20 protein-coding genes and 2 pseudogenes are annotated in these 19090 nt (G+C 35.5%); 20 read left to right on the forward strand and 2 right to left on the reverse strand.

From position 1 onward, the window contains the following. Positions 1-22: 22 nt before the first annotated feature. From A9G43_RS04175 to A9G43_RS04190, 4 genes are all read left to right on the forward strand, one after another. Positions 23-1132 carry an ATPase, T2SS/T4P/T4SS family gene (locus A9G43_RS04175; RefSeq protein WP_065606883.1) on the forward strand — a complete coding sequence of 370 codons (1110 nt, stop codon included), beginning with the start codon at positions 23-25 and terminating at the stop codon, positions 1130-1132. Next, positions 1129-2304 carry a protein transport protein HofC gene (gene hofC, locus A9G43_RS04180; RefSeq protein ID WP_065606885.1) on the forward strand — a complete coding sequence of 392 codons (1176 nt, stop codon included), beginning with the start codon at positions 1129-1131 and terminating at the stop codon, positions 2302-2304. The genes A9G43_RS04175 and hofC overlap by 4 nt, the downstream gene beginning before the upstream one ends. Beyond that, complete coding sequence (locus tag A9G43_RS04185) at positions 2304-3059, forward strand: prepilin peptidase (protein WP_065606887.1); 756 nt, start codon at positions 2304-2306, stop codon at positions 3057-3059. Before hofC ends, A9G43_RS04185 begins: the two co-directional genes overlap by 1 nt. Before the next feature lie 210 nt (positions 3060-3269). Next, complete coding sequence (locus tag A9G43_RS04190) at positions 3270-4427, forward strand: M20 aminoacylase family protein (protein WP_065606890.1); 1158 nt, start codon at positions 3270-3272, stop codon at positions 4425-4427. A 69-nt stretch (positions 4428-4496) separates the two neighbouring features. Here the strand turns inward: A9G43_RS04190 and ygfZ are convergent, their stop codons facing one another. Further along, complete coding sequence (gene ygfZ / locus A9G43_RS04195; protein WP_065606892.1) at positions 4497-5372, reverse strand: tRNA-modifying protein YgfZ; 876 nt, start codon at positions 5370-5372, stop codon at positions 4497-4499. Positions 5373-5655: 283 nt separating this feature from the next. On the opposite strand from ygfZ, the gene ilvI reads away from it, so the two are divergent. The 10 genes and pseudogenes from ilvI to A9G43_RS10690 all read left to right on the forward strand — a co-directional run. After that, on the forward strand, positions 5656-7374 hold the full coding sequence (ilvI, locus tag A9G43_RS04200; RefSeq protein WP_065606894.1) for an acetolactate synthase 3 large subunit: 1719 nt from the start codon (positions 5656-5658) through the stop codon (positions 7372-7374). Further along, on the forward strand, positions 7374-7868 hold the full coding sequence (ilvN, locus tag A9G43_RS04205) for an acetolactate synthase small subunit (RefSeq protein WP_065606896.1): 495 nt from the start codon (positions 7374-7376) through the stop codon (positions 7866-7868). Before ilvI ends, ilvN begins: the two co-directional genes overlap by 1 nt. Positions 7869-8318: 450 nt before the next feature. Continuing rightward, complete coding sequence (locus A9G43_RS11005; RefSeq protein ID WP_176701693.1) at positions 8319-8492, forward strand: hypothetical protein; 174 nt, start codon at positions 8319-8321, stop codon at positions 8490-8492. Positions 8493-8793: 301 nt separating this feature from the next. Continuing rightward, entirely contained in the window at positions 8794-9291 is a 498-nt protein-coding gene (locus tag A9G43_RS04210; RefSeq protein WP_065606898.1) for a contractile injection system protein, VgrG/Pvc8 family, read from the forward strand. Between the two features lie 264 nt (positions 9292-9555). Further along, complete coding sequence (locus tag A9G43_RS04215; protein WP_065606900.1) at positions 9556-9750, forward strand: hypothetical protein; 195 nt, start codon at positions 9556-9558, stop codon at positions 9748-9750. A gap of 3 nt (positions 9751-9753) precedes the next feature. Then, the gene (locus A9G43_RS04220; protein WP_065606902.1) at positions 9754-9957 is read left to right on the forward strand and encodes a hypothetical protein; all 204 of its coding nucleotides are present in this window, start codon (positions 9754-9756) and stop codon (positions 9955-9957) included. Positions 9958-9987: 30 nt separating this feature from the next. After that, on the forward strand, positions 9988-10344 hold the full coding sequence (locus A9G43_RS04225; protein ID WP_065606904.1) for a hypothetical protein: 357 nt from the start codon (positions 9988-9990) through the stop codon (positions 10342-10344). Between the two features lie 147 nt (positions 10345-10491). Next, positions 10492-11175 (forward strand): hypothetical protein, encoded by a 684-nt coding sequence (locus A9G43_RS04230; protein ID WP_065606907.1) that lies wholly within the window; start codon positions 10492-10494, stop codon positions 11173-11175. A 544-nt stretch (positions 11176-11719) separates the two neighbouring features. Next, positions 11720-12073: a hypothetical protein gene (locus A9G43_RS04235; RefSeq protein WP_065606909.1), complete on the forward strand. Its 354-nt coding sequence runs from the start codon at positions 11720-11722 to the stop codon at positions 12071-12073. Between the two features lie 223 nt (positions 12074-12296). Then, a pseudogene (locus tag A9G43_RS10690) lies at positions 12297-12524 on the forward strand (transposase); the annotation flags it as partial. A 17-nt stretch (positions 12525-12541) separates the two neighbouring features. Here the strand turns inward: A9G43_RS10690 and A9G43_RS04240 are convergent. Then, positions 12542-13679, reverse strand: a pseudogene (locus tag A9G43_RS04240) (IS3 family transposase). A gap of 484 nt (positions 13680-14163) precedes the next feature. Here A9G43_RS04240 and lptM point away from each other — a divergent pair. From lptM to yigB, 6 genes are all read left to right on the forward strand, one after another. Next, the gene (gene lptM, locus A9G43_RS04250) at positions 14164-14328 is read left to right on the forward strand and encodes an LPS translocon maturation chaperone LptM (RefSeq protein WP_176701694.1); all 165 of its coding nucleotides are present in this window, start codon (positions 14164-14166) and stop codon (positions 14326-14328) included. Between the two features lie 12 nt (positions 14329-14340). Then, complete coding sequence (gene lysA / locus A9G43_RS04255) at positions 14341-15594, forward strand: diaminopimelate decarboxylase (protein WP_065606914.1); 1254 nt, start codon at positions 14341-14343, stop codon at positions 15592-15594. A gap of 121 nt (positions 15595-15715) precedes the next feature. Next, positions 15716-16540 carry a diaminopimelate epimerase gene (gene dapF, locus A9G43_RS04260; RefSeq protein ID WP_065606915.1) on the forward strand — a complete coding sequence of 275 codons (825 nt, stop codon included), beginning with the start codon at positions 15716-15718 and terminating at the stop codon, positions 16538-16540. A gap of 152 nt (positions 16541-16692) precedes the next feature. After that, the gene (locus tag A9G43_RS04265; RefSeq protein WP_141674015.1) at positions 16693-17430 is read left to right on the forward strand and encodes a DUF484 family protein; all 738 of its coding nucleotides are present in this window, start codon (positions 16693-16695) and stop codon (positions 17428-17430) included. Positions 17431-17439: 9 nt separating this feature from the next. Further along, positions 17440-18360: a tyrosine recombinase XerC gene (gene xerC / locus A9G43_RS04270; RefSeq protein WP_141674016.1), complete on the forward strand. Its 921-nt coding sequence runs from the start codon at positions 17440-17442 to the stop codon at positions 18358-18360. A 2-nt stretch (positions 18361-18362) separates the two neighbouring features. After that, positions 18363-19076, forward strand: coding sequence for a 5-amino-6-(5-phospho-D-ribitylamino)uracil phosphatase YigB (gene yigB / locus A9G43_RS04275; RefSeq protein WP_065606917.1), 714 nt, complete (start codon positions 18363-18365; stop codon positions 19074-19076). The last annotated feature ends 14 nt before the right edge of the window (positions 19077-19090 follow it).

The following is a 19090-nucleotide window of genomic DNA, read 5'->3' on the forward strand; positions in this document are numbered from 1 at the left end:
TGACGGATAAGGAAATGCCTTTATGCAAGAAGAACAGTTGATCGAAAGTATCGATAAATTGCTGCTTGGAGCATTAGATAAGCGCGCTTCGGATATTCATTTTGAACCTTATCAACATAGTTATCGTATACGCATGCGTATTGATGGTGTTTTACATGATATGTTGTCACCGTCCCTTGCATTAGCTAAGCAGATAACAGCAAGACTAAAAATCATGTCTCAATTAAATATAGCTGAACATCGATTGCCACAAGATGGCCAGCTCGTTATTGACAGTTATACCATGCGTATTGCTACTTTACCTGTAATGAATGGGGAAAAAATTGTTTTAAGAGTAATGGATAACCATGAATCTGAATTAACAATTAATGATTTGGGGTTAACCGACACTGATTTGTTAACATTTAAACAAATTTTAAACTATCCACAAGGATTGATTTTAGTTACAGGTCCAACAGGAAGCGGTAAGACGGTAACGTTATATAGTGGATTAAAGTGGCTAAATAAGATCGAACGCAACATCTGTAGCGTTGAGGATCCCATTGAAATTCCTTTAGAAGGCATTAATCAAACCGCTATTAATCTTAAGGCTGGGCTGACTTTTGCTATCGTATTACGTGCCTTATTGCGGCAAGATCCTGATGTGATGATGATAGGTGAAATTCGCGATCGTGAAACTGCTGAAATTGCTATACAAGCAGCTCAGACTGGACATCTAGTTCTATCTACTTTGCATACTAATTCAAGTGTAGAGGCAATAACACGTTTAAAGCAAATGGGCATTGAAAATTATCTGCTTGCATCAAGTCTAAAATTAATCATCGCTCAGCGGTTAGTTAGAAAATTGTGCCCACATTGCAAGATAATAGCGAATGAGCTGGTTATGTTTGGCAATGAATATGTACCACATAATTTGGCTTCAGGATGCTCTAATTGTATTGGAGGTTATAAAGGAAGAATTGGATTATACGAGCTGTTAGTCATCACCCCCGATATTCAACGACAAATGTTAGCTAATCAAACTATTTTATCCTCCAACATGATTTCGTTAAAAAAAGCAGGACAAAAATTAGTGATACAGGGTATGACAACGTTAGCTGAATTAAATCGGGTACTGGGAGATTTGGCATGAAAAGGCTTTATTATTGGTATGATTTAGATTTTAATCAAAACAAAATCATTGCTGAGTCATCAAAAGCGGTTAAACGGCAGTTATTGTTGCAAGGTAAAATAGCCATTAAGATTAAAGCTGGTAAAATTATTACCGCACGTAGTTTTAATCGTACAGATCTATTGTTGATTACCAAGCAATTAGCTACCATGTTAAAGGCTGGATTATCTATTATTGATACATTACAATTGCTTGCTCAAGAGCAAACCAAACCGCATTGGCAATATTTGTTGCTTGATATCAAACAACAAGTTACTAAAGGCGAATTTTTATCTCAAGTATTGCAGCAACATCACTTGGTGTTTTCCCCCTTGTATTGTGAAATTATTGCAACTGGTGAACTAACTGGGCAGCTCGATGAAAGTTTTGAACAATTATCGTTATTGCTTGAAAAAGCAATTAAACTACAAAAAAGCTTAAAAAAAGCAATTCGTTATCCATTGTTTTTATTATTGATTGCAATGATTGCAAGTTTAGTAATGTTATTATTTGTCTTGCCAAAATTTTCGGATATTTATGAAAATTTTGATGCTGATCTGCCAGTTTTTACGCAAGGTGTTATTGATTTTTCTAATTATTTACAACAAAGCTGGTTAATTTGGTGTGTCGTCTTTTTTATCAGTTATTTTTATTATCAACGCTATTTAAAAGTGCGCTATCGCCGCAAAATCGAAATGATGGTAATAAAATTTCCTTTTATTGGGAAAATTATTCAAACCAGTTGCTTAACTCAAATTTTTCAAACAATTGCAATCACTCAAAAAGCAGGTATACCATTATTGGCTGGTTTAACTGCGGCGGCTAATACTACTTGTTATTGTCTTTATCGTGATAGTATTTCTCAAATTATTACTGGCATTGAACAAGGGCTTCCATTCAGCCATGTATTGCATGGGCAACTATCCTTTCCTAATTTATGTTCGCAGTTAATTCATGTGGGTGAGGAGTCAGGCACACTAGATTTAATGCTCGATAAATTAGCAACTTATTATCAAGAACAAAATCAAACCTTAACCGATAATTTATCACAAGCATTTGAGCCATTATTAATGCTTGTTTTATCTGTAATTATTGGCAGTTTAATTGTGGCTATGTATTTACCGATATTCAAAATGGGCGATGTGATTCACTAATGTTAGTATTTATTATTATTTTTATCTATTTAGGTCTTTGTATCGGTAGCTTTGTTTATGTTGCTTATTATCGTTATTTGCCAACACTGACACCATACCAGTATTTATGTCGAATTAGTTTTCATCGATCTGCTTGCCCACATTGTCATAGTAAGCTTAAAGCTTGGCAATTGATACCGATTATTTCTTGGTTAATACTAAAACGACGCTGTTATTACTGCAATACCAATATTTCCTGCCAATATCTTATTATTGAATTATTTGTCGCTGTTTTATTTACTTTTATCTATATTGATAAAAGCATCAATTATCAAAGCGGTATTTTAATGATTCTGGGTTGTTATTTTTTGCTTTTAACTTTAATCGATTTTAAATATTATTTATTGCCAGATTTGTTTACCCAACCATTAATGTGGACAGGTGTAATGCTTGCCTATTTTGATATGGCAAATATCGTCTTAACCGATGCTTTACTAGGTATCTTTTGGGGATATTTATTATTAAAAGTGCCTGCTACTTTATTTTATTTGGTATCTAAAAAACAGGGATTAGGAGGAGGAGATATCAAATTACTTGCCGCACTTGGCGCTTGGTTGCCTTATACATTATTACCAATGTTATTATTTTTTGCTTCCTTATTGGGGATTATGTATTTTCTTTTTTTGCAATATGAGATCAATAAACCAAAATCAAAAGTTATTCCATTTGGTCCTTTCTTATTAATTTCTGGTTATGTGATTTATTATTTTTGTTAAAAAGTTTCAGGAAAACTTGTGTTTTAATCAATTTATTGTTAATCAAGAAAGTATTAAAATTTTATAAAGCTATTATTTTTTCAATAGATGTAATATATAACTAAAATTGATATCCATAGTAAAATTAGTTATTTTTATAAAAGTAAAAATTGCGTTATATTGTTAGCTAGCTTGTTGAACTGCAAGTTATTCAGTAAATAAGGAATTACTATGATATCTAATAGCATTAATCAATTGAAAACCAATATGATAGCATGGCGTCATCATATTCACGCTCACCCAGAAACAGCCTTTGAAGAGGTAAAGACCACGCAATTTATTATCGAAAAGTTACAATCTTTCGGTATTACCGAGTTATATACTGATTTTGCGCCAACAGGAGTTGTCGGTATTATTAAAGGTAATCGTGATGGACGATGGATTGCTCTGCGAGCTGATATAGATGCATTAGATATTATTGAAGAAAATAATATTGATTATTGCTCAACCATTTCCGGCAAAATGCATGGGTGCGGTCATGATGGGCATACCGCTATGTTACTAGGTACGGCTAAATATCTTAGTGAACACCGTGATTTTGCCGGCACTGTTGTCATTATTTTTCAACCAGCTGAAGAAAACGAAGGCGGAGCGCGAGTCATGGTTGAAAATGGTTTATTTGAACAATTTCCGATTGAAGCAGTATATGGCATGCATAATCAGCCTAATATGGAATTAAATCACTTTTATATTAATCATGGTCCAATGATGGCATCGTATGATGTGTTTGAGATCAAAATAACAGGTATTGGTGCTCATGCCGCTGCACCTCATCTAGGCAAAGATACAATTTTGACAGCTACGCAAATCGTAAATGGATTACAAAGTATTGTGAGCCGTAATGCTGATCCTTTAAGTTCGTTGGTAGTTAGCGTAACGCAAATTCATAGCGGTGATACTTGGAATGTGTTACCTCAGGAAGCAGTTATTCGTGGTACTGTTAGGACATTTAGTGAACAAGTACAAGATATGGCTGAAAATCGTATTAAACAAATAGCAACGGGTATTGCCACAACATTTGGAGGCGAAGTGGAAGTTGATTATCAACGTCGTTATCCAGCTACCATCAATTACGCTAAACAAGCAGATATTGCTATTGCCGCTGCTAAAAAAGTTGTGGGACAAGATAGCTTAATTATTGATCATCTTCCTTCAATGGGTTCAGAAGATTTTGCTTTTATGCTACAAAAAATCCCAGGTGTTTATGTATGGTTGGGCGCTGGTAAAGGGGCTAATTTACATAATTCAGCTTTTAACTTTAATGATGAAGTGTTAACAACAGGTGTAAGCTATTTTGTTGAAATTGTTAACCAAGAACTTGCTAACTAAGTTAAAACGAGATACCAAAGACAGCTGGAATAAACATTGTGTTATTCCAGCTTATTAGTTGAATAACAATTAAAATGTCATTCGGCTGTTGTCATTTCCATATACTCTAAATGGCGTATTTAAATCAATTCCATTATTAAGTACCACTTGGACACAAACACCGTCTTTTTCGTCTAGTTTGGCCGCAGCTAACACAAGTCCTCCTTCTCGCCAACCACCGGCAAGTTTATACTCAAGCCTACTGCCTATTTTAGGTAGAACATCACTCGTACCTTTTATTACATACATTCCACGAGTATTTGCTCCACGGAATTGTGCTCTAGCTACCATTTCCTGACCACAGTAACAACCTTTTTCAAAGCTGATTGCGTCATAAGATTGCAAATTACAGGCTTGTGGTAATAATATTGCCATATTGTCATTATCAATAATAGGGTAACCAGCTTGCAAATCAAGTTTTAGCCAGTCGTTACACGGATGTAAATCTTCAGAAATAGGCTCTGGTGTTACCATAATAACACGCATTTGCGGTAAAGGTAGTTTGATATAGGTGATATTATTTTCAGTAAAACAGTTTTTATCGCTTAATTTTCCTACTATTTCAGTGGGAATAGCATCCCCAACCAAGCCGACCATATTTAAATCTTCGACTGGTGCAATAGTTACTTTAGAAAAAACAGCGTATTTTGCTAGTTCGGCAACCTGTTTTTTAACAACACTTTTACGCTCAATATAGTAAATATCGTTACCTCGTTGAAATAACAATAAAGTACTCCACATTCGGCCTTTACTATCACAATGAGCAGCATAAAGCGTAGATTGTTCTGAAATTCGGTTAATATCGTTGGTTATTTGACCTTGCAGAAAAGCGCGGTTATCCTCACCAGTAACTTTAACTAATTGCCAGTCAGCAAGAGAGGTTGGTTTAGAAGAAATATTGCTCATATTTGTACCTTTGGGTGATGAAGAATCCTAGTACCGTTATGGCTAGAAATACTTATCTTCTGAGTTTATATAAAAAATAAAAAAATAACAATAAAATCAACTAGAAATATTTAAATAAAATAGATAGATTATGGATAATATTCATAATATTTTAAAAATTAATTTTATTAGTGGACATTTTTTCTTTAAGAAACTTAGGCAATTGACTTTAATTGATTTTGTTTATAAGTTGATGCAAAATAAACCACTAAATGACTAATCAGTTACATTGGAGGCAACAACCATGGCAAAACTGTCAGGCGCGGAGATGGTTATTCAATCTTTGATTGACCAAGGAGTAAAACAGATATTTGGCTATCCCGGTGGTAGTGTTCTTGATATTTATGATGCCATTCACACGTTAGGAGGCATTGAACATATATTAGTTCGTCATGAACAAGCTGCGGTACATATGGCTGATGGTTACGCCAGAGCAACTGGGAATGTTGGTGTTGTTTTAGTGACATCAGGACCTGGGGCAACAAACACTATTACTGGTATTGCAACAGCTTACATGGATTCGGTTCCACTAGTTATATTGTCTGGACAAGTTGCCAGTAACCTAATTGGTAATGATGCATTCCAAGAATGTGATATGATCGGAATTTCGCGTCCGATTGTTAAACACAGCTTTTTAGTCAAAGATAGTAAAGATATTCCAGAAACCATCAAAAAAGCATTTTATATTGCATCGACAGGTAGGTCTGGCCCAGTCGTTATCGATCTACCGAAAGATATTGTTAATCCGGCTAACAAATACAATTATCACTATCCAAAATCAGTTTTAATGCGATCTTACAATCCAACTATTCAAGGCCATAAAAAACAGATCAAAAAAGCATTAACCACGTTATTATCGGCTAAAAAGCCAGTGCTATTTATTGGTGGAGGGGTTATTGCCGCCGATGCTAGTAATGAAATAAAGACACTTGCAGAAAAACTAAACTTACCTGTTGCTTCAACGTTAATGGGTATTAGTGCTTTTCCGGGAACTGATAAACATTACCTTGGTATGATAGGCATGCACGGTGTTTATGAAGCCAATATGGCCATGCATAATGCCGATGTAATTTTTGCAATCGGTGCCCGTTTTGATGATCGAACAACTAATAATGTTGAAAAATATTGTCCAAAAGCCAAAATTATTCATGTTGATATCGATCCGACTTCTATTTCAAAAACTATATCTGCTTCTATTCCTGTAGTTGGAGACGCAAAAGTTGTTCTTGAAACTTTGCTGTCTATGTTAGATGAGTCAAATATAGAACGTGATCTTGACGCATTAATTGATTGGTGGAAACAGATAGAACACTGGCGAACACGTCACTGCTTAGCTTATAACCATGAAGGGCAAAGCATAAAACCACAAGAAGCTATACAAGTGTTATACAAACTAACCAAAGGCGATGCATTTGTGACAACCGATGTTGGCCAACATCAAATGTTTACTGCGCTTTATTATCCATTTGACAAACCGCGTCACTTTATTACCTCGGGTGGCCTTGGCACGATGGGATTTGGTTTGCCAGCGGCGCTGGGAGTCAAATTGGCATATCCTAAAAAAACCGTTGTATGCGTAACAGGCGATGGTAGTATCCAAATGAATATTCAAGAATTATCAACCGCATTGCAATATGGCTTACCAATAGTGGTTTTAAATTTGAACAACCGTTTTTTAGGTATGGTTAAACAGTGGCAAGATATGATTTATGCTGGACGACATTCAAGTTCTTATATGGAATCTTTACCTGATTTTGCCAAAATTGCAGAAGCCTATGGTCATGTTGGGATGGTAATAACGAAACGTGAGGAACTGGAACCTAAACTGAAACAAGCATTGGCAATTAAAAACCGTTTGGTTTTTGTTGATGTAATGACCGATGCAACTGAACATGTATATCCAATGCAAGTTCGAGGTGGTGCAATGAACGAAATGTGGCTTAGTAAAACGGAGAGAACCTAATGCGTTATATATTATCAATCTTAACCGAAAACGAACCCGGCGCATTATCACGAATTATCGGCTTGTTTTCGCAACGTGGTTTTAATATCGAAACTATCACCACTGCGCAAACCGAAGATCCAACCATGCACCGCATGACAATCCAGACCTCGGGCGATGAGCATGTGATTGAACAGATCCAAAAACAATTACATAAGCTCGTCAACGTCTACCGTGTGCATGATTTGACCGAAGGACCACATGTAGAGCGTGAAATAATGCTAGTAAAAGTGGAAGCAAAAGGTTCACAGGCGCGTGATGAGGTTAAACGTTGTGCTGATATTTTTAGAGGATCGATCGTAGATGTCACTGCGACACATTATATCATACAATTATCGGGTACTAGCGAAAAACTAGACTCATTTTTAGCCTCAATCCGTGAAACATGCAATATTGTTGAAACCGTTCGCTCAGGAATTATAGGCTTATCGCGCAGTGAAAAAACAGTCAAATAGCTATATTTATTGTTAGCATATTTAATTAAGGTGCATAAGCGCCTTAATGGGGTTAAATATTAGCATAAGAAATAATAACTATTTGTTTTATTTATATTTATAAAAAAATAGACAAATAAAAATAAAAACAAAGAACTACCTGTGTGTTTTTTATAGGGAAAAAACTAATTTTGGGCAGATAAAAGTTAGTGCTTTTTTTATATATATTCATTACAGTAGTTTCTCCAATTACTGTAATCAACGCGAATCATTTCAACAAATTATTGATATTAAACAACGGTATTTATCAAAAAAGTTAAATTTTTTGATAAAATAGTTTATACTCTGTTTGCGTAATCGTTAGTGTTGCCATTATGCTTAAAATAGCAATAATAAACAATGGAATATTGATAAAAGAATCACATAATAAAAAATAAAATAAGTGAATTATAAGGAAATAAGGAGAACAATATGGAAAACAGACTTAATCACATAGTTGGTCAATTAGGTGAGGGACTCGCTGACAAATTACTTGGTGGTTTGAGTGATGTTAGCCATAATCGTTCTACCTTAACCGTAGATGAATTCGGCTTGCCGATGTCGGTTTTGCATGTTGAAAGAAAGGCATTGTTAAACCAGCCTTGATATTATACGATTTGTTTTACCAGTCCCGACAAAAGCTTATCGTCGTATGCTTTCCTTAACCAAAAAGCGCACTTTACCTTTAATCCTGTTATCAACAAACCATTAACTTTCGCTATTCAATCATTAAGTGACTTGCCCACGTTGAGTAATAAACGCACCTTGCATGGGGTGATTACCGAATTTAGTCAGTTTATCGGTCAATAAAGATGAAGCGCATTATCAGGTGGTATTATCTTTGTGCTTAGCGAGATTGGCAATGGGGCAAAATAGTGCAATATTTCAACATTAAAGTGTGGTCAGTGTGGTTGAAGAAGTACTACGCAGTCATAGTTTGACGGGGATTGATTATCGTTTAGCGCTAAAAGACCGCTATCCTGAGCGGGAGTTTATCACTCAGTGGCAAGAAAGTGACCTGGCCTTTATTCAACGCTTATTGGCCGATGTGGGGATTTGGTTTCGCTTTGAAACGCACGTTGAGCACCACTGTGATGTGATGGTGTTAAGTGATTATGAGCAAGGTTATGCGCAGGTGGCCGATATCGACTATAAACAACCCAGTGGCATGGCAGATACTGGCGTTGAAAGTGCGTGGGATATCACCTTGCATAGCGAAGTGGTAGTCTCCTCAGTCAAGGTACAAGACTATAACTACCGTGATGCACAGGTGCTTATCCAGAACAAGATGAACACCCAACCCAAAGACCGCACCACCTATGGTACCGACTATCGTTATGCTGAGCACTACAAAGGCTTAAATAGCAACGGACAGCAAACCACAGCAACATTCAAAGCATATTAGATTTTGACCCTAACATAAACCGTGACCAGCTACCTTATGATGAAAATCGATACCTTAGTTTCAATAAAGACAACGAAAACGCCTAAGCATGGGTAAAATTTAATGAACAATTTAGTAAAGGTCGTGAACAACAATACCAATTTGACGCAAAAATGTTAGACAAAAACAGCACCTGTGAACCTTGGACTGATTTTACATCAAACTCAAGCAAACACTTAGCGCTCACCATGGAGCGTTACAGTCCAAGAAAAAAAACGATGATTATTGCGATTGGGTATTGCAACCGAATTAAATGGTTATTATAACGAATCCTATGTCCCTGTTTTACATTATCAGAAAGAACGAAAATTAGAATACGATGCCTTAGGCTACATTGAGCAAGCAAAATCTTTGGCAGTAATGAAAAAATATTACAAAGACTATTCCTTTCCGAACCATAATAACCAGTATGTTAAATAGGTAATGAAAAACGGCAAAATAGAACATCACCCCGACAAACTTATGTATTGCACTAGCCGCGGGCTGGAAACACTAATCCGTGAACAACTTTACAGTAAGCCTGATGGGTATGGCTACTATAACGATTTTTATAAGTTTAGTTTATATCAAAAAGCTGGTGGTGAAGTATTTAATATATCAATTTATGAAAATTTAGTTCAAAAATAGAAACTTAATTGCATAAGCCCGAGTGAAGCAATGTTAATTAAACCGCTTCAAAACGAGTTAGTACAACAGTATAACAAATCGGTTAAAGATTTTTTCAGCCAAGAATCGGTATTAAAAACGAAGTGTGAACAAGATATCAAAAAATATCTGCGAAAATATGAAGAGTTAGTTAATATTAAACCATTTGAAGACAAACACAACGAATTGATAAAGTTGGTTGAAGAAAAATATCAAAGCCGTGTTAAACAACTTATCACGTGGATACGTGACAGTAATTTTTACACAACTGTTTACAAAGACATTGACGGTAATGCGTTATATGATTTTGATAATGACAATTCCCCTGAACTTCAAAAATTGGAAGAAAAGTTCGAAAAAAAACTATAAGAATCCCTTAAATTGGGCTAAATCAATGAAGCAGATCTCGATGATTTACGGAAAATTAATATTGAAGGCATTTTATTTGCGTTTATTATCAACAAAGTAACCCAAGGGGTTGAACAGTGTGAAGAAGGCAACACCTTTTTACAACCCATGACCAGTTTAGACTACGCCAAACCCAATATCGATAGTGTTAATGGCATGTTATGGCGTATGTTTGCTTACCATAATGATGAGTTACTTAGCATGATTGACCAAGTGGTAACTACAGTCAAGTCGAATCAAAATAAAACGCTTATCGAAAAATCGGTTGAGAAACTGATAACCAATTTAGATTCACTGTCTTACGCTAAAATATCGTTATCGTTTAAAAAAGTACAAGATGTCATTATGACCCTTGACGATTTAGAGCGTAACGATCCCAATAGGAATATAAAAGAAATTTTATTCAAGTCAAAAAAGTTTTACAATCCCTTTCAAATTAAAATTAAAGGATTCACATCTGGTGAAGAAACGATCGCTAAAATAACCAACGTATTACAACCGGTATTTAACCAACTTGCTAACGTGCTTTATTCTGTCAGTACTGCAATGTATAAAATGCTATCGTTAACCTCGGCAGGGGTATTAAAAGGAACGGCGATCTCCTATTTACATTTAGAATACCAAATGATCGCAGCCATAATTAACTTAGATCAAGGTCCTAACTTTGGCACCGCTAATGCGCCACGGTATCATCCTCGCTGGGAATTGCGCAAAAGGGCCCCAATCAGCAAAGCGAGCTCATTGCTAAACGATGCTATAGTTAAAACCTTGATCGGCGGCTTAACATTGTAGTTAACCGCACCTTATCACAAAATAAAGCTAATAAATTTTTACACTTTATTTTTAAAGCGAGCGATGCCGAACTCGGCATTTCCAAAAACTTTTCTACCACACTGAAATCCAAGTGTATGGCAGCGGTGGTTGCCATGCTTGAGCTGTATAATTTCAATAGTCTAAGCAAAACCCACCCTAATTTAAAATAAAATGAATATTTTTTAACCTTAAAAGCCTCTGTTGGTTTTGCTTTAGCCGCGGCTAGCGTCGAATTAATGGCAATGGTAACGGCGGCATTTAAAGGAATGAGGAATGTTGTATTTAGTATTGGTAAGGCATTATCGGGGGGGGGATTGCATCTTTTCTATTGATTTTAAATGAGATAAATCAACTTGGTGAAAGTGATAAAAAGCGTCATAGTACAACTTTAAAGGTGTTGCTGAGGGCTAAAATTGTTACATTATTTGTAATAGTAAGTGCTAGTACCCTTATAGGATTTTCCTATCACTTTATCTGGTTTCGGCGGTTTTTAACTACTAGATTCACATTCTGGATGATTAAAATGTTAGGTAAAGGTGTAGGTGTGCAGAAAATTGCTTCTATTTCTGGACTACTGTTGGTCTTATGGATGTTTGGTGGCTTGGTAGGTTTAATCGCAATGGTATTAGATTTTGCGATTACTATGCTATCTGATGATAATCTTGAAACTTGGCTTAAACGTTGCGCGTTGCGTACCGATAAATATTTAATGCCTCATAATAAAAGTCATATTTATCAAACTCCACAACAGCAAACCACCGCGTTTGAAACTGAAGTATTAAAGGATATGTTTGATATTAACAAAAATGATTCACAAGCTAATAACAATACCAACTATATTATTGATATTGATGAAGCATTAGCATTAATTGAATAAGATGTGGATGAAAGAGGATTTTTAAATGGCTAGGCAGTAAAAAGGTACAAGGAAAATTAGAGTATATAAGTTTTAAAGACGGCGATTATGTAGAAATGGTGGTAGGTCAAATTGACCTAACCTATGAATCAATTTGTGTATTTGCTCATATTTAAAGTACTCTATTGAGTAAGAAAACTGAGAAGGCCGAGCATCTTGAACGTGAAAAAATCAGAAGAAGCATGATAGAGAAAGCGATTTTGAGCTACAGTTCGTCAAAAAACATCGAACGCAAATCGATAAAATCAATCATCAAATCTTATTTTTGTATGCTAAAGGCATGGCCATAAGGGAAATTACGAACACTTTCAAAGCAATGTACTCTCTAACTCTCATTTCGAAAGTGACCGATTCAGTGAAAGAACAAGTGATTGAGTGGCAAAATCGTCCACTTGATAATCTGTATCCAATGTGATCCTCGCCAGAATATTAGACAGTGCCCGCCTCTATCATTTTTTCGTTTTGGTAATATTGTTGTTCATATTGTTCAGGTGATACCCAGCCATTGGCTGAATGACGGCGTATCCGATTATAATAGATTTCAATATATTCAAATAGTGCTTTATTAGCCTGCTTCCTCGTTTTGTAGTAACAGTCATGAATAATGTGTGTTTTGAGTGTATGAAAAAAACTTTCAATAACCGCATTATCAAAGCAGTTTCCTCTTCGACTCATGCTTTGCCTTAGTTCATATTGTAACAATAATTGCTTGAAATCAGCACTGCAATATTGGCTTCCTTGGTCACTATGAATGAGTACATTTTTAGGAAGGTGACGCCGAAATAAGGCTTGTTTTAATGTATTACACACTAAATGACGGTCTATGTAGCGACTGGTTTGCCTAGCAATCACTTTTCGTCCATATAAATCGATAATCACCGATAAATATAACCAACCTTCCAGTAATATCGGTTACCCATGTCGTATTCGGCTTATCAGGGTTAAATTGCCTATCTAACGTGTTGGGCGCAATATTGCGATGAGTCGTGTCTGTTTTATACTTGAATTTACGTGCTGCTTTACTCCGTAATCCCAATTGTTGCAAAACACGGCTAATTGTCCTTTCTGAAACTTGATAGCCCGCTTCTCTTGCATCATGAAGCAGGCTTGGCGCACCCAAACGAGCTTTATGTTGCCAATACTGCTTTTGGATATACTCGCTGAGTTTAGCTGATTTGTTTGCTCTTTTTAACCAAGCATAATAACCCGATGAACTGACACCAAGTAATGAGCATATCCTAGTAACGGGATAGCAGGTTACATGATTTTTCATATAAGCGTACTTCATCGACTTGGATTGTTGATGATATGCACATGCGCCTTTTTTAGTATATCATTGGCCATTTTCTGTTCTTTAATCTCTTTTTCTAACGCCATAATCCGCTGTTGCTCAGCGGTTAACTCTCGACGGCTAGTTTTATTCGGGGAAAGTTGCCTAATCCATTTATCTAGGGTTGATTTACCCACAACCTAGATGGTTGGCAAGTTCGCTGATAGAAAGGTGTGCATTAGATAACGCATAATCCACTGATTGTTGTTTGAATTCGATACTAAATTTTTTGACCATGATATTTGTCTCCTATGATTTTTGTTTATATCATAGAGGCAACTTTTGTCCACTTTTTTGGCGAGGATCAATGGTTTATTTGGACTGTCTTGTTGTAAAAGTCAAACAAGATGGTAGCATTATCAATAAGTCGAAAAATATATTGAAGATGTCAAAATGTGTAATAACCATCGTATTAATCAAGAATTAACCAAACCCGCCTACTCACAAACGAATGGGAAAGCCGAAAGAGTGATACGAACTTTGAATTGAGATGTGGCATAATCAGCAAATATTTAGCGATTTAAAAGATAGAAAACAAAAGCTCAAATGCTTTATGAGTTTTTCGAATTACCATAGACATTATGACTGATTACTCAAACTACTATTCTCTCAATTTTGTATATCTGTTTGGAGAATGTATGATGATTTGCGCTTTGCAGCATTGTGCCTATCGTGTAATATAGATAGCATTATAAAAAATGGAAAGAATTGCGAAAATTGTATGAAATCAACTATAAAATTACTCTCTGTCTGTTTTGTTACATTGGTATTAGTGGGATGTGGATTAAAAGGTCCGCTTTATCGTCCTGTTGAAAAAATAGTAATGCAGCAAGCAAAAATAACCACAGCCTCAATTCAATCTGATTTATTTATTAAAACTGCATAATGGAATAAAGTGATGGATTTTTTAAATTATCAACACAATCGCTTATTTGCCAATCAGATAGCGATAGCAGATCTTGCTAAGCAATATGGTACACCATTATATGTTTATTCGGCTGAATACATAAGTAAACAGTTTTTAGAATATGAACATGCTTTGGTTAATAATAAACATTTGGTTTGTTATGCGGTTAAAGCTAATAGTAATTTGGCAGTTTTGAGTTTACTTGCAAAACTGGGTGCTGGTTTTGATATTGTTTCACAAGGTGAGTTAGAACGAGTATTAAAAGCAGGAGCAGATCCTAAAAAAATTGTCTTTTCAGGTGTTGCTAAATCAATAGTTGAAATTGAACGTGCGCTTGAAGTTGGTATTAAGTGCTTTAATGTTGAATCTGAGGATGAATTATACCGAGTTGATGAAGTTGCTAAAAGATTAGGTAAAATTGCACCGATTTCATTGAGAATCAATCCTGATGTGGATGCTAAAACACATCCTTATATTTCAACAGGTCTTCGCGAAAATAAATTTGGTATTAGCTATGAGTTAGCTTTAGATGTTTATCGAAAGGCAAACTCATTAGCTAACATTAAAATCGTTGGTATTGATTGCCATATTGGCTCTCAATTAACTCAATTGTCACCATTTCTTGATGCTGCCGATCGTATGCTCGCTTTAGTTGATAAATTGCAATCTAATAATATTGTAATTGAACATATTGATTTAGGTGGAGGTTTAGGGGTCTGTTATGATAACGAACAACCACCAACAGCATCGCAACTTGTAACCGAACTTAAGAACAAATTAGTTGATTATCCTGATATTGAAATTTTGTTCGAACCTGGGCGTTCGATTGTTGCTAATTCAGGTTTGCTAATTACTAAGGTGGAATATACCAAACACCAAGATAATAACCATTTTGCAATTGTCGATGCAGGTATGAATGATTTAATTCGTCCCGCTCTTTACGATGCTTGGATGAGAGTGTTACCTGAAAAGCAACCACAAACTGGTGATGAATTTTTGGTCTATAATGTTGTGGGGCCTATTTGCGAATCTAGCGATGTATTGGCTTATCAGCGTGAGCTTTCGGTTAAACAAGATGATTTATTGGTAATTTGTAGTGCAGGTGCTTATGGCTTTAGTATGGCATCAAATTACAATAGCCATTTACGACCAGCAGAAGTGATGCTTATTGATGATAAACAACATAAATTAATTCGCCAGCGTGAATCCTTCGATGATTTATGGCGAGGTGAAGTAGTTTTATAATATTTAACAGTTTATTGAATGCTTAGTCATAATAGCATTCCTCTTTTAGTTTATGTTGATAAACAATTTTAACTAAAAGTAAAAAATAAAAACATGTTTGGCAACAGAAGGTACAATAACGATGAACTTTTCAAAAATGCATGGACTCGGAAATGATTTTATGGTTATTGATGCGGTGACGCAAAATGTTCATCTTTCGACAGAAATGATCAAACGTATGGCAGATCGATATACTGGTGTCGGGTTTGATCAACTTCTTATTGTTGAGCCACCTTATGTACCGGATAGTGATTTTCATTATCGTATTTTTAATTCAGATGGTACTGAGGTTGAGCAATGTGGTAATGGAGCGCGTTGTTTTGCACGTTTTGTTCGTTTAAAAGGTCTCAGCCGGAAACGTGTCTTAAAAGTTAGTACCATGAAAGGCAATATTGTTTTAACCGTAAATGATGATAATACCGTGCGAGTTAATATGGGACAGCCTATTTTTGAACCTAACAAAATTCCTTTCAAAGCTATCAAAGAAGAAAAAACCTATATAATCAGAGAACAAGAACAGACTATATTATGTGGTGTTGCATCTATGGGTAATCCTCATTGTGTTGTTCAAGTCGATAATATTGTAACTGCAAAAGTAGCAACAATAGGTCCGTTATTAGAACAACATGAACGCTTTCCTGAACGTGCCAATATTGGATTTATGCATATTATTGATCGCAATAATATTAACTTGCGTGTATTCGAACGTGGGGTTGGCGAGACACAAGCTTGTGGTACTGGTGCCTGTGCAGCGGTAGCAGTGGGTATTAATCAAGGGTTATTAAATAAACATGTTAATGTTAATTTACCTGGTGGCAAATTATTGATTGAGTGGAAAGGTGGAAATCAGCCACTTTATATGACTGGGCCTGCTACGCATGTATATGATGGTTTTATTGCTACTTGACTTTAATATCATCACCGATAAATTCTGTAACTTATTGGCAGAAAATGATAAAGCCAAAAGATTGGTTATTATGTTGGGTTTATTTAATTTCTATTGTTTAACCGAAAGTGGTAGAAACATGAGATAACACGGTAATAAATTAGACGCTAATTATGGTTGGTAAAAATATACGAAATTTAAGAGTAAAAAAAGCGCGACGATCACCTTCATCATTAAAATTAAATGATGAAATTGTTTGTCAATATATTATCGATAATCCTGAATTTTTTGTGAGAAATGCACGACATGTTGAGAGTATGCGAGTGCCTCATCCTGTTCGAGGTATGATTTCTTTACCTGAATGGAACATGGCGCGTCAGCGCAACAAAATCAACCAATTAGAGTGCGAAATTTCATCGTTACTAGAGCATGCCAGTGCTAACGAATTGTTGTTTAACCAGCTAATGGATCTACAAATTGAATTAATTAAAACACAAGATTTAAATCAACTAATTATATTATTAAATGCATGGGCAAAATCATTAGGACTTAGCGGCGCTTATTTATACCTTTTTGACGATAAATGGTTGCTTAGTGCGCCATCAAATTACCATTACATAGCTTTAGATTCATCACGATTTGATTTTATTCGTGTCAGACATTTCCAGTATAGTCAACAGTATTTAGGTACATTAAATTCAACCGAGCTTGATTTTTTATTACCTGATGAACACGGTTATGTTGGCTCAGTGGCATTATCTTTGTTAGGTCAATTTGGTGATTTAGGGCTTTTAATGTTTACTAGTGCTAATCCAGAACATTATCAATCAGGGCAGGGTACATTATTACTTGAAAAAATGAGTGAAATTTTACCAATTTTAATTAGTAGATGGATTATGCGAACAAAATAAGGACATATCATGGCGCAGCCTAATAAAAAAGATAATATGACATTAACGTTGCCCGTTGATCAATTTTTAAATTACCTGAAATCAGAAAAGCAACTAAGCTTAAATACTCAGATTAATTATCGGCGTCAGCTTTATGCTCTTATTTCGTTGGCAAGTGAGGTTGAAATTTCGAGCTGGCAAGATCTGGACTCATCCGCAGTTAGATTATTAATCAATCGTAGCAAACAGACAGGATTACAAGCAAGAAGCTTATCTTTAAGGCTCTCTGCTTTGCGTAGTTTTTGTGATTGGATGGTAAAAAAAGAGCAGCTTACTGCTAATCCAGCTCGAGGCGTGCTAAATCCAAAATTAGGTCAACACTTACCCAAAAATATTGATATTGATGAAATTAATCAATTGCTTGATATTGACCATGACGATCCTCTTTCTGTTCGTGATAGAGCTATGCTTGAAGTTATGTATGGTTCTGGATTACGCCTTTCTGAATTAGTCAGTCTTAACTGTCGAGAATTGAATCTTGTTGATGGTGAAATTCGCGTAATGGGTAAGGGTAATAAAGAGCGGAAACTGCCATTAGGTCGAGAATCTATCAAATGGATTAAACACTGGTTGTCAATGCGAGATTTTTTAGCACCACATGATGATGCTTTATTTATTTCCAAATTGGGTAAGCGTATTTCACCGCGAAATGTTGAAAAACGGTTTGCTCAGTGGGGAGTTAAACAAGGTTTAAGCAGTCATGTTCATCCTCACAAATTACGTCATTCATTTGCAACTCATATGCTAGAATCAAGTGGAGATTTGCGAGCAGTTCAAGAGTTGCTTGGGCATGCTGATTTATCAACGACTCAAGTTTATACGCATTTGGATTTTGCACATCTATCTGAAGTTTATGATTCAGCCCATCCACGAGCTAAAAGAGGAAAATAACGGTGCACTTTTATCGCTCTATTAATACAATTAAAGCATTTACTTTCGATCTAGATGACACTTTATACAATAACAACATGATTGTTGAAAATGCAGAAGAGAAAATGCTCAAAACGCTTCAAGGGTATGAGCAATTACGCACGCTTAAGTTATCCGAATACATTGCTGAAAAACGCACTGTACTTGCGTTTGATCCTGAAATTTATCACGATGTAAATGTTTGGCGAATTCAAACTATTAAGTCGCTATTAAATAAAACCAATATACCAGTATCAAAATTTGCTGATGTTATCGATGAATCAATGAATTGTTTTATTTATTGGCGGCACAAAATGAAAGTTCCTGAATCAACACATTCACTATTAACCAAATTAGCCACTAAATATCCTTTAGCCGCTATTACTAATGGTAATGTTGATATTAATAAAATTGGCTTGAGTGATTATTTCCAATTTTCACTACGTGGTGGCGAGCACGGACGTTCTAAACCTTTTCCTGAAATTTTTGATTTAGCATCTAGCAAGCTTAATATTTCATCACACTCTATTTTACACGTGGGTGATAATTTATTAACGGATGTTAATGGTGCTATTAATAATGGTTTTTTAGCCTGCTTTATCAATATTTATAACCAGAATATTTTACATCTTGATGACACTAGATGTTTACCTCACATCGAAATAACCCAATTGCCAGAGTTAGAGAATCTGTTATAATTAACTTATTATCT

It is taken from the genome of Gilliamella sp. Occ3-1, from assembly GCF_001690655.1.
In the GTDB taxonomy this organism is placed as follows: Bacteria; Pseudomonadota; Gammaproteobacteria; order Enterobacterales; family Orbaceae; genus Gilliamella; species Gilliamella apicola_P.

What these genes read in the sequence shown, in the direction of transcription:
- ygfZ (WP_065606892.1), bottom strand. Translation starts at nt 5,372, where the DNA reads ATGAGCAATATTTCTTCTAAACCAACCTCTCTTGCTGACTGGCAATTA.
- A9G43_RS04190 (WP_065606890.1), top strand. Translation starts at nt 3,270, where the DNA reads ATGATATCTAATAGCATTAATCAATTGAAAACCAATATGATAGCATGG.
- A9G43_RS04175 (WP_065606883.1), top strand. Translation starts at nt 23, where the DNA reads ATGCAAGAAGAACAGTTGATCGAAAGTATCGATAAATTGCTGCTTGGA.
- A9G43_RS11005 (WP_176701693.1), top strand. Translation starts at nt 8,319, where the DNA reads ATGGAAAACAGACTTAATCACATAGTTGGTCAATTAGGTGAGGGACTC.
- A9G43_RS04235 (WP_065606909.1), top strand. Translation starts at nt 11,720, where the DNA reads ATGTTAGGTAAAGGTGTAGGTGTGCAGAAAATTGCTTCTATTTCTGGA.
- ilvI (WP_065606894.1), top strand. Translation starts at nt 5,656, where the DNA reads ATGGCAAAACTGTCAGGCGCGGAGATGGTTATTCAATCTTTGATTGAC.
- A9G43_RS04265 (WP_141674015.1), top strand. Translation starts at nt 16,693, where the DNA reads ATGGTTGGTAAAAATATACGAAATTTAAGAGTAAAAAAAGCGCGACGA.
- ilvN (WP_065606896.1), top strand. Translation starts at nt 7,374, where the DNA reads ATGCGTTATATATTATCAATCTTAACCGAAAACGAACCCGGCGCATTA.
- A9G43_RS04185 (WP_065606887.1), top strand. Translation starts at nt 2,304, where the DNA reads ATGTTAGTATTTATTATTATTTTTATCTATTTAGGTCTTTGTATCGGT.
- dapF (WP_065606915.1), top strand. Translation starts at nt 15,716, where the DNA reads ATGAACTTTTCAAAAATGCATGGACTCGGAAATGATTTTATGGTTATT.
- lptM (WP_176701694.1), top strand. Translation starts at nt 14,164, where the DNA reads ATGAAATCAACTATAAAATTACTCTCTGTCTGTTTTGTTACATTGGTA.
- hofC (WP_065606885.1), top strand. Translation starts at nt 1,129, where the DNA reads ATGAAAAGGCTTTATTATTGGTATGATTTAGATTTTAATCAAAACAAA.
- lysA (WP_065606914.1), top strand. Translation starts at nt 14,341, where the DNA reads ATGGATTTTTTAAATTATCAACACAATCGCTTATTTGCCAATCAGATA.
- A9G43_RS04220 (WP_065606902.1), top strand. Translation starts at nt 9,754, where the DNA reads ATGAAAAACGGCAAAATAGAACATCACCCCGACAAACTTATGTATTGC.
- xerC (WP_141674016.1), top strand. Translation starts at nt 17,440, where the DNA reads ATGGCGCAGCCTAATAAAAAAGATAATATGACATTAACGTTGCCCGTT.
- A9G43_RS04225 (WP_065606904.1), top strand. Translation starts at nt 9,988, where the DNA reads ATGTTAATTAAACCGCTTCAAAACGAGTTAGTACAACAGTATAACAAA.
- A9G43_RS04230 (WP_065606907.1), top strand. Translation starts at nt 10,492, where the DNA reads ATGACCAGTTTAGACTACGCCAAACCCAATATCGATAGTGTTAATGGC.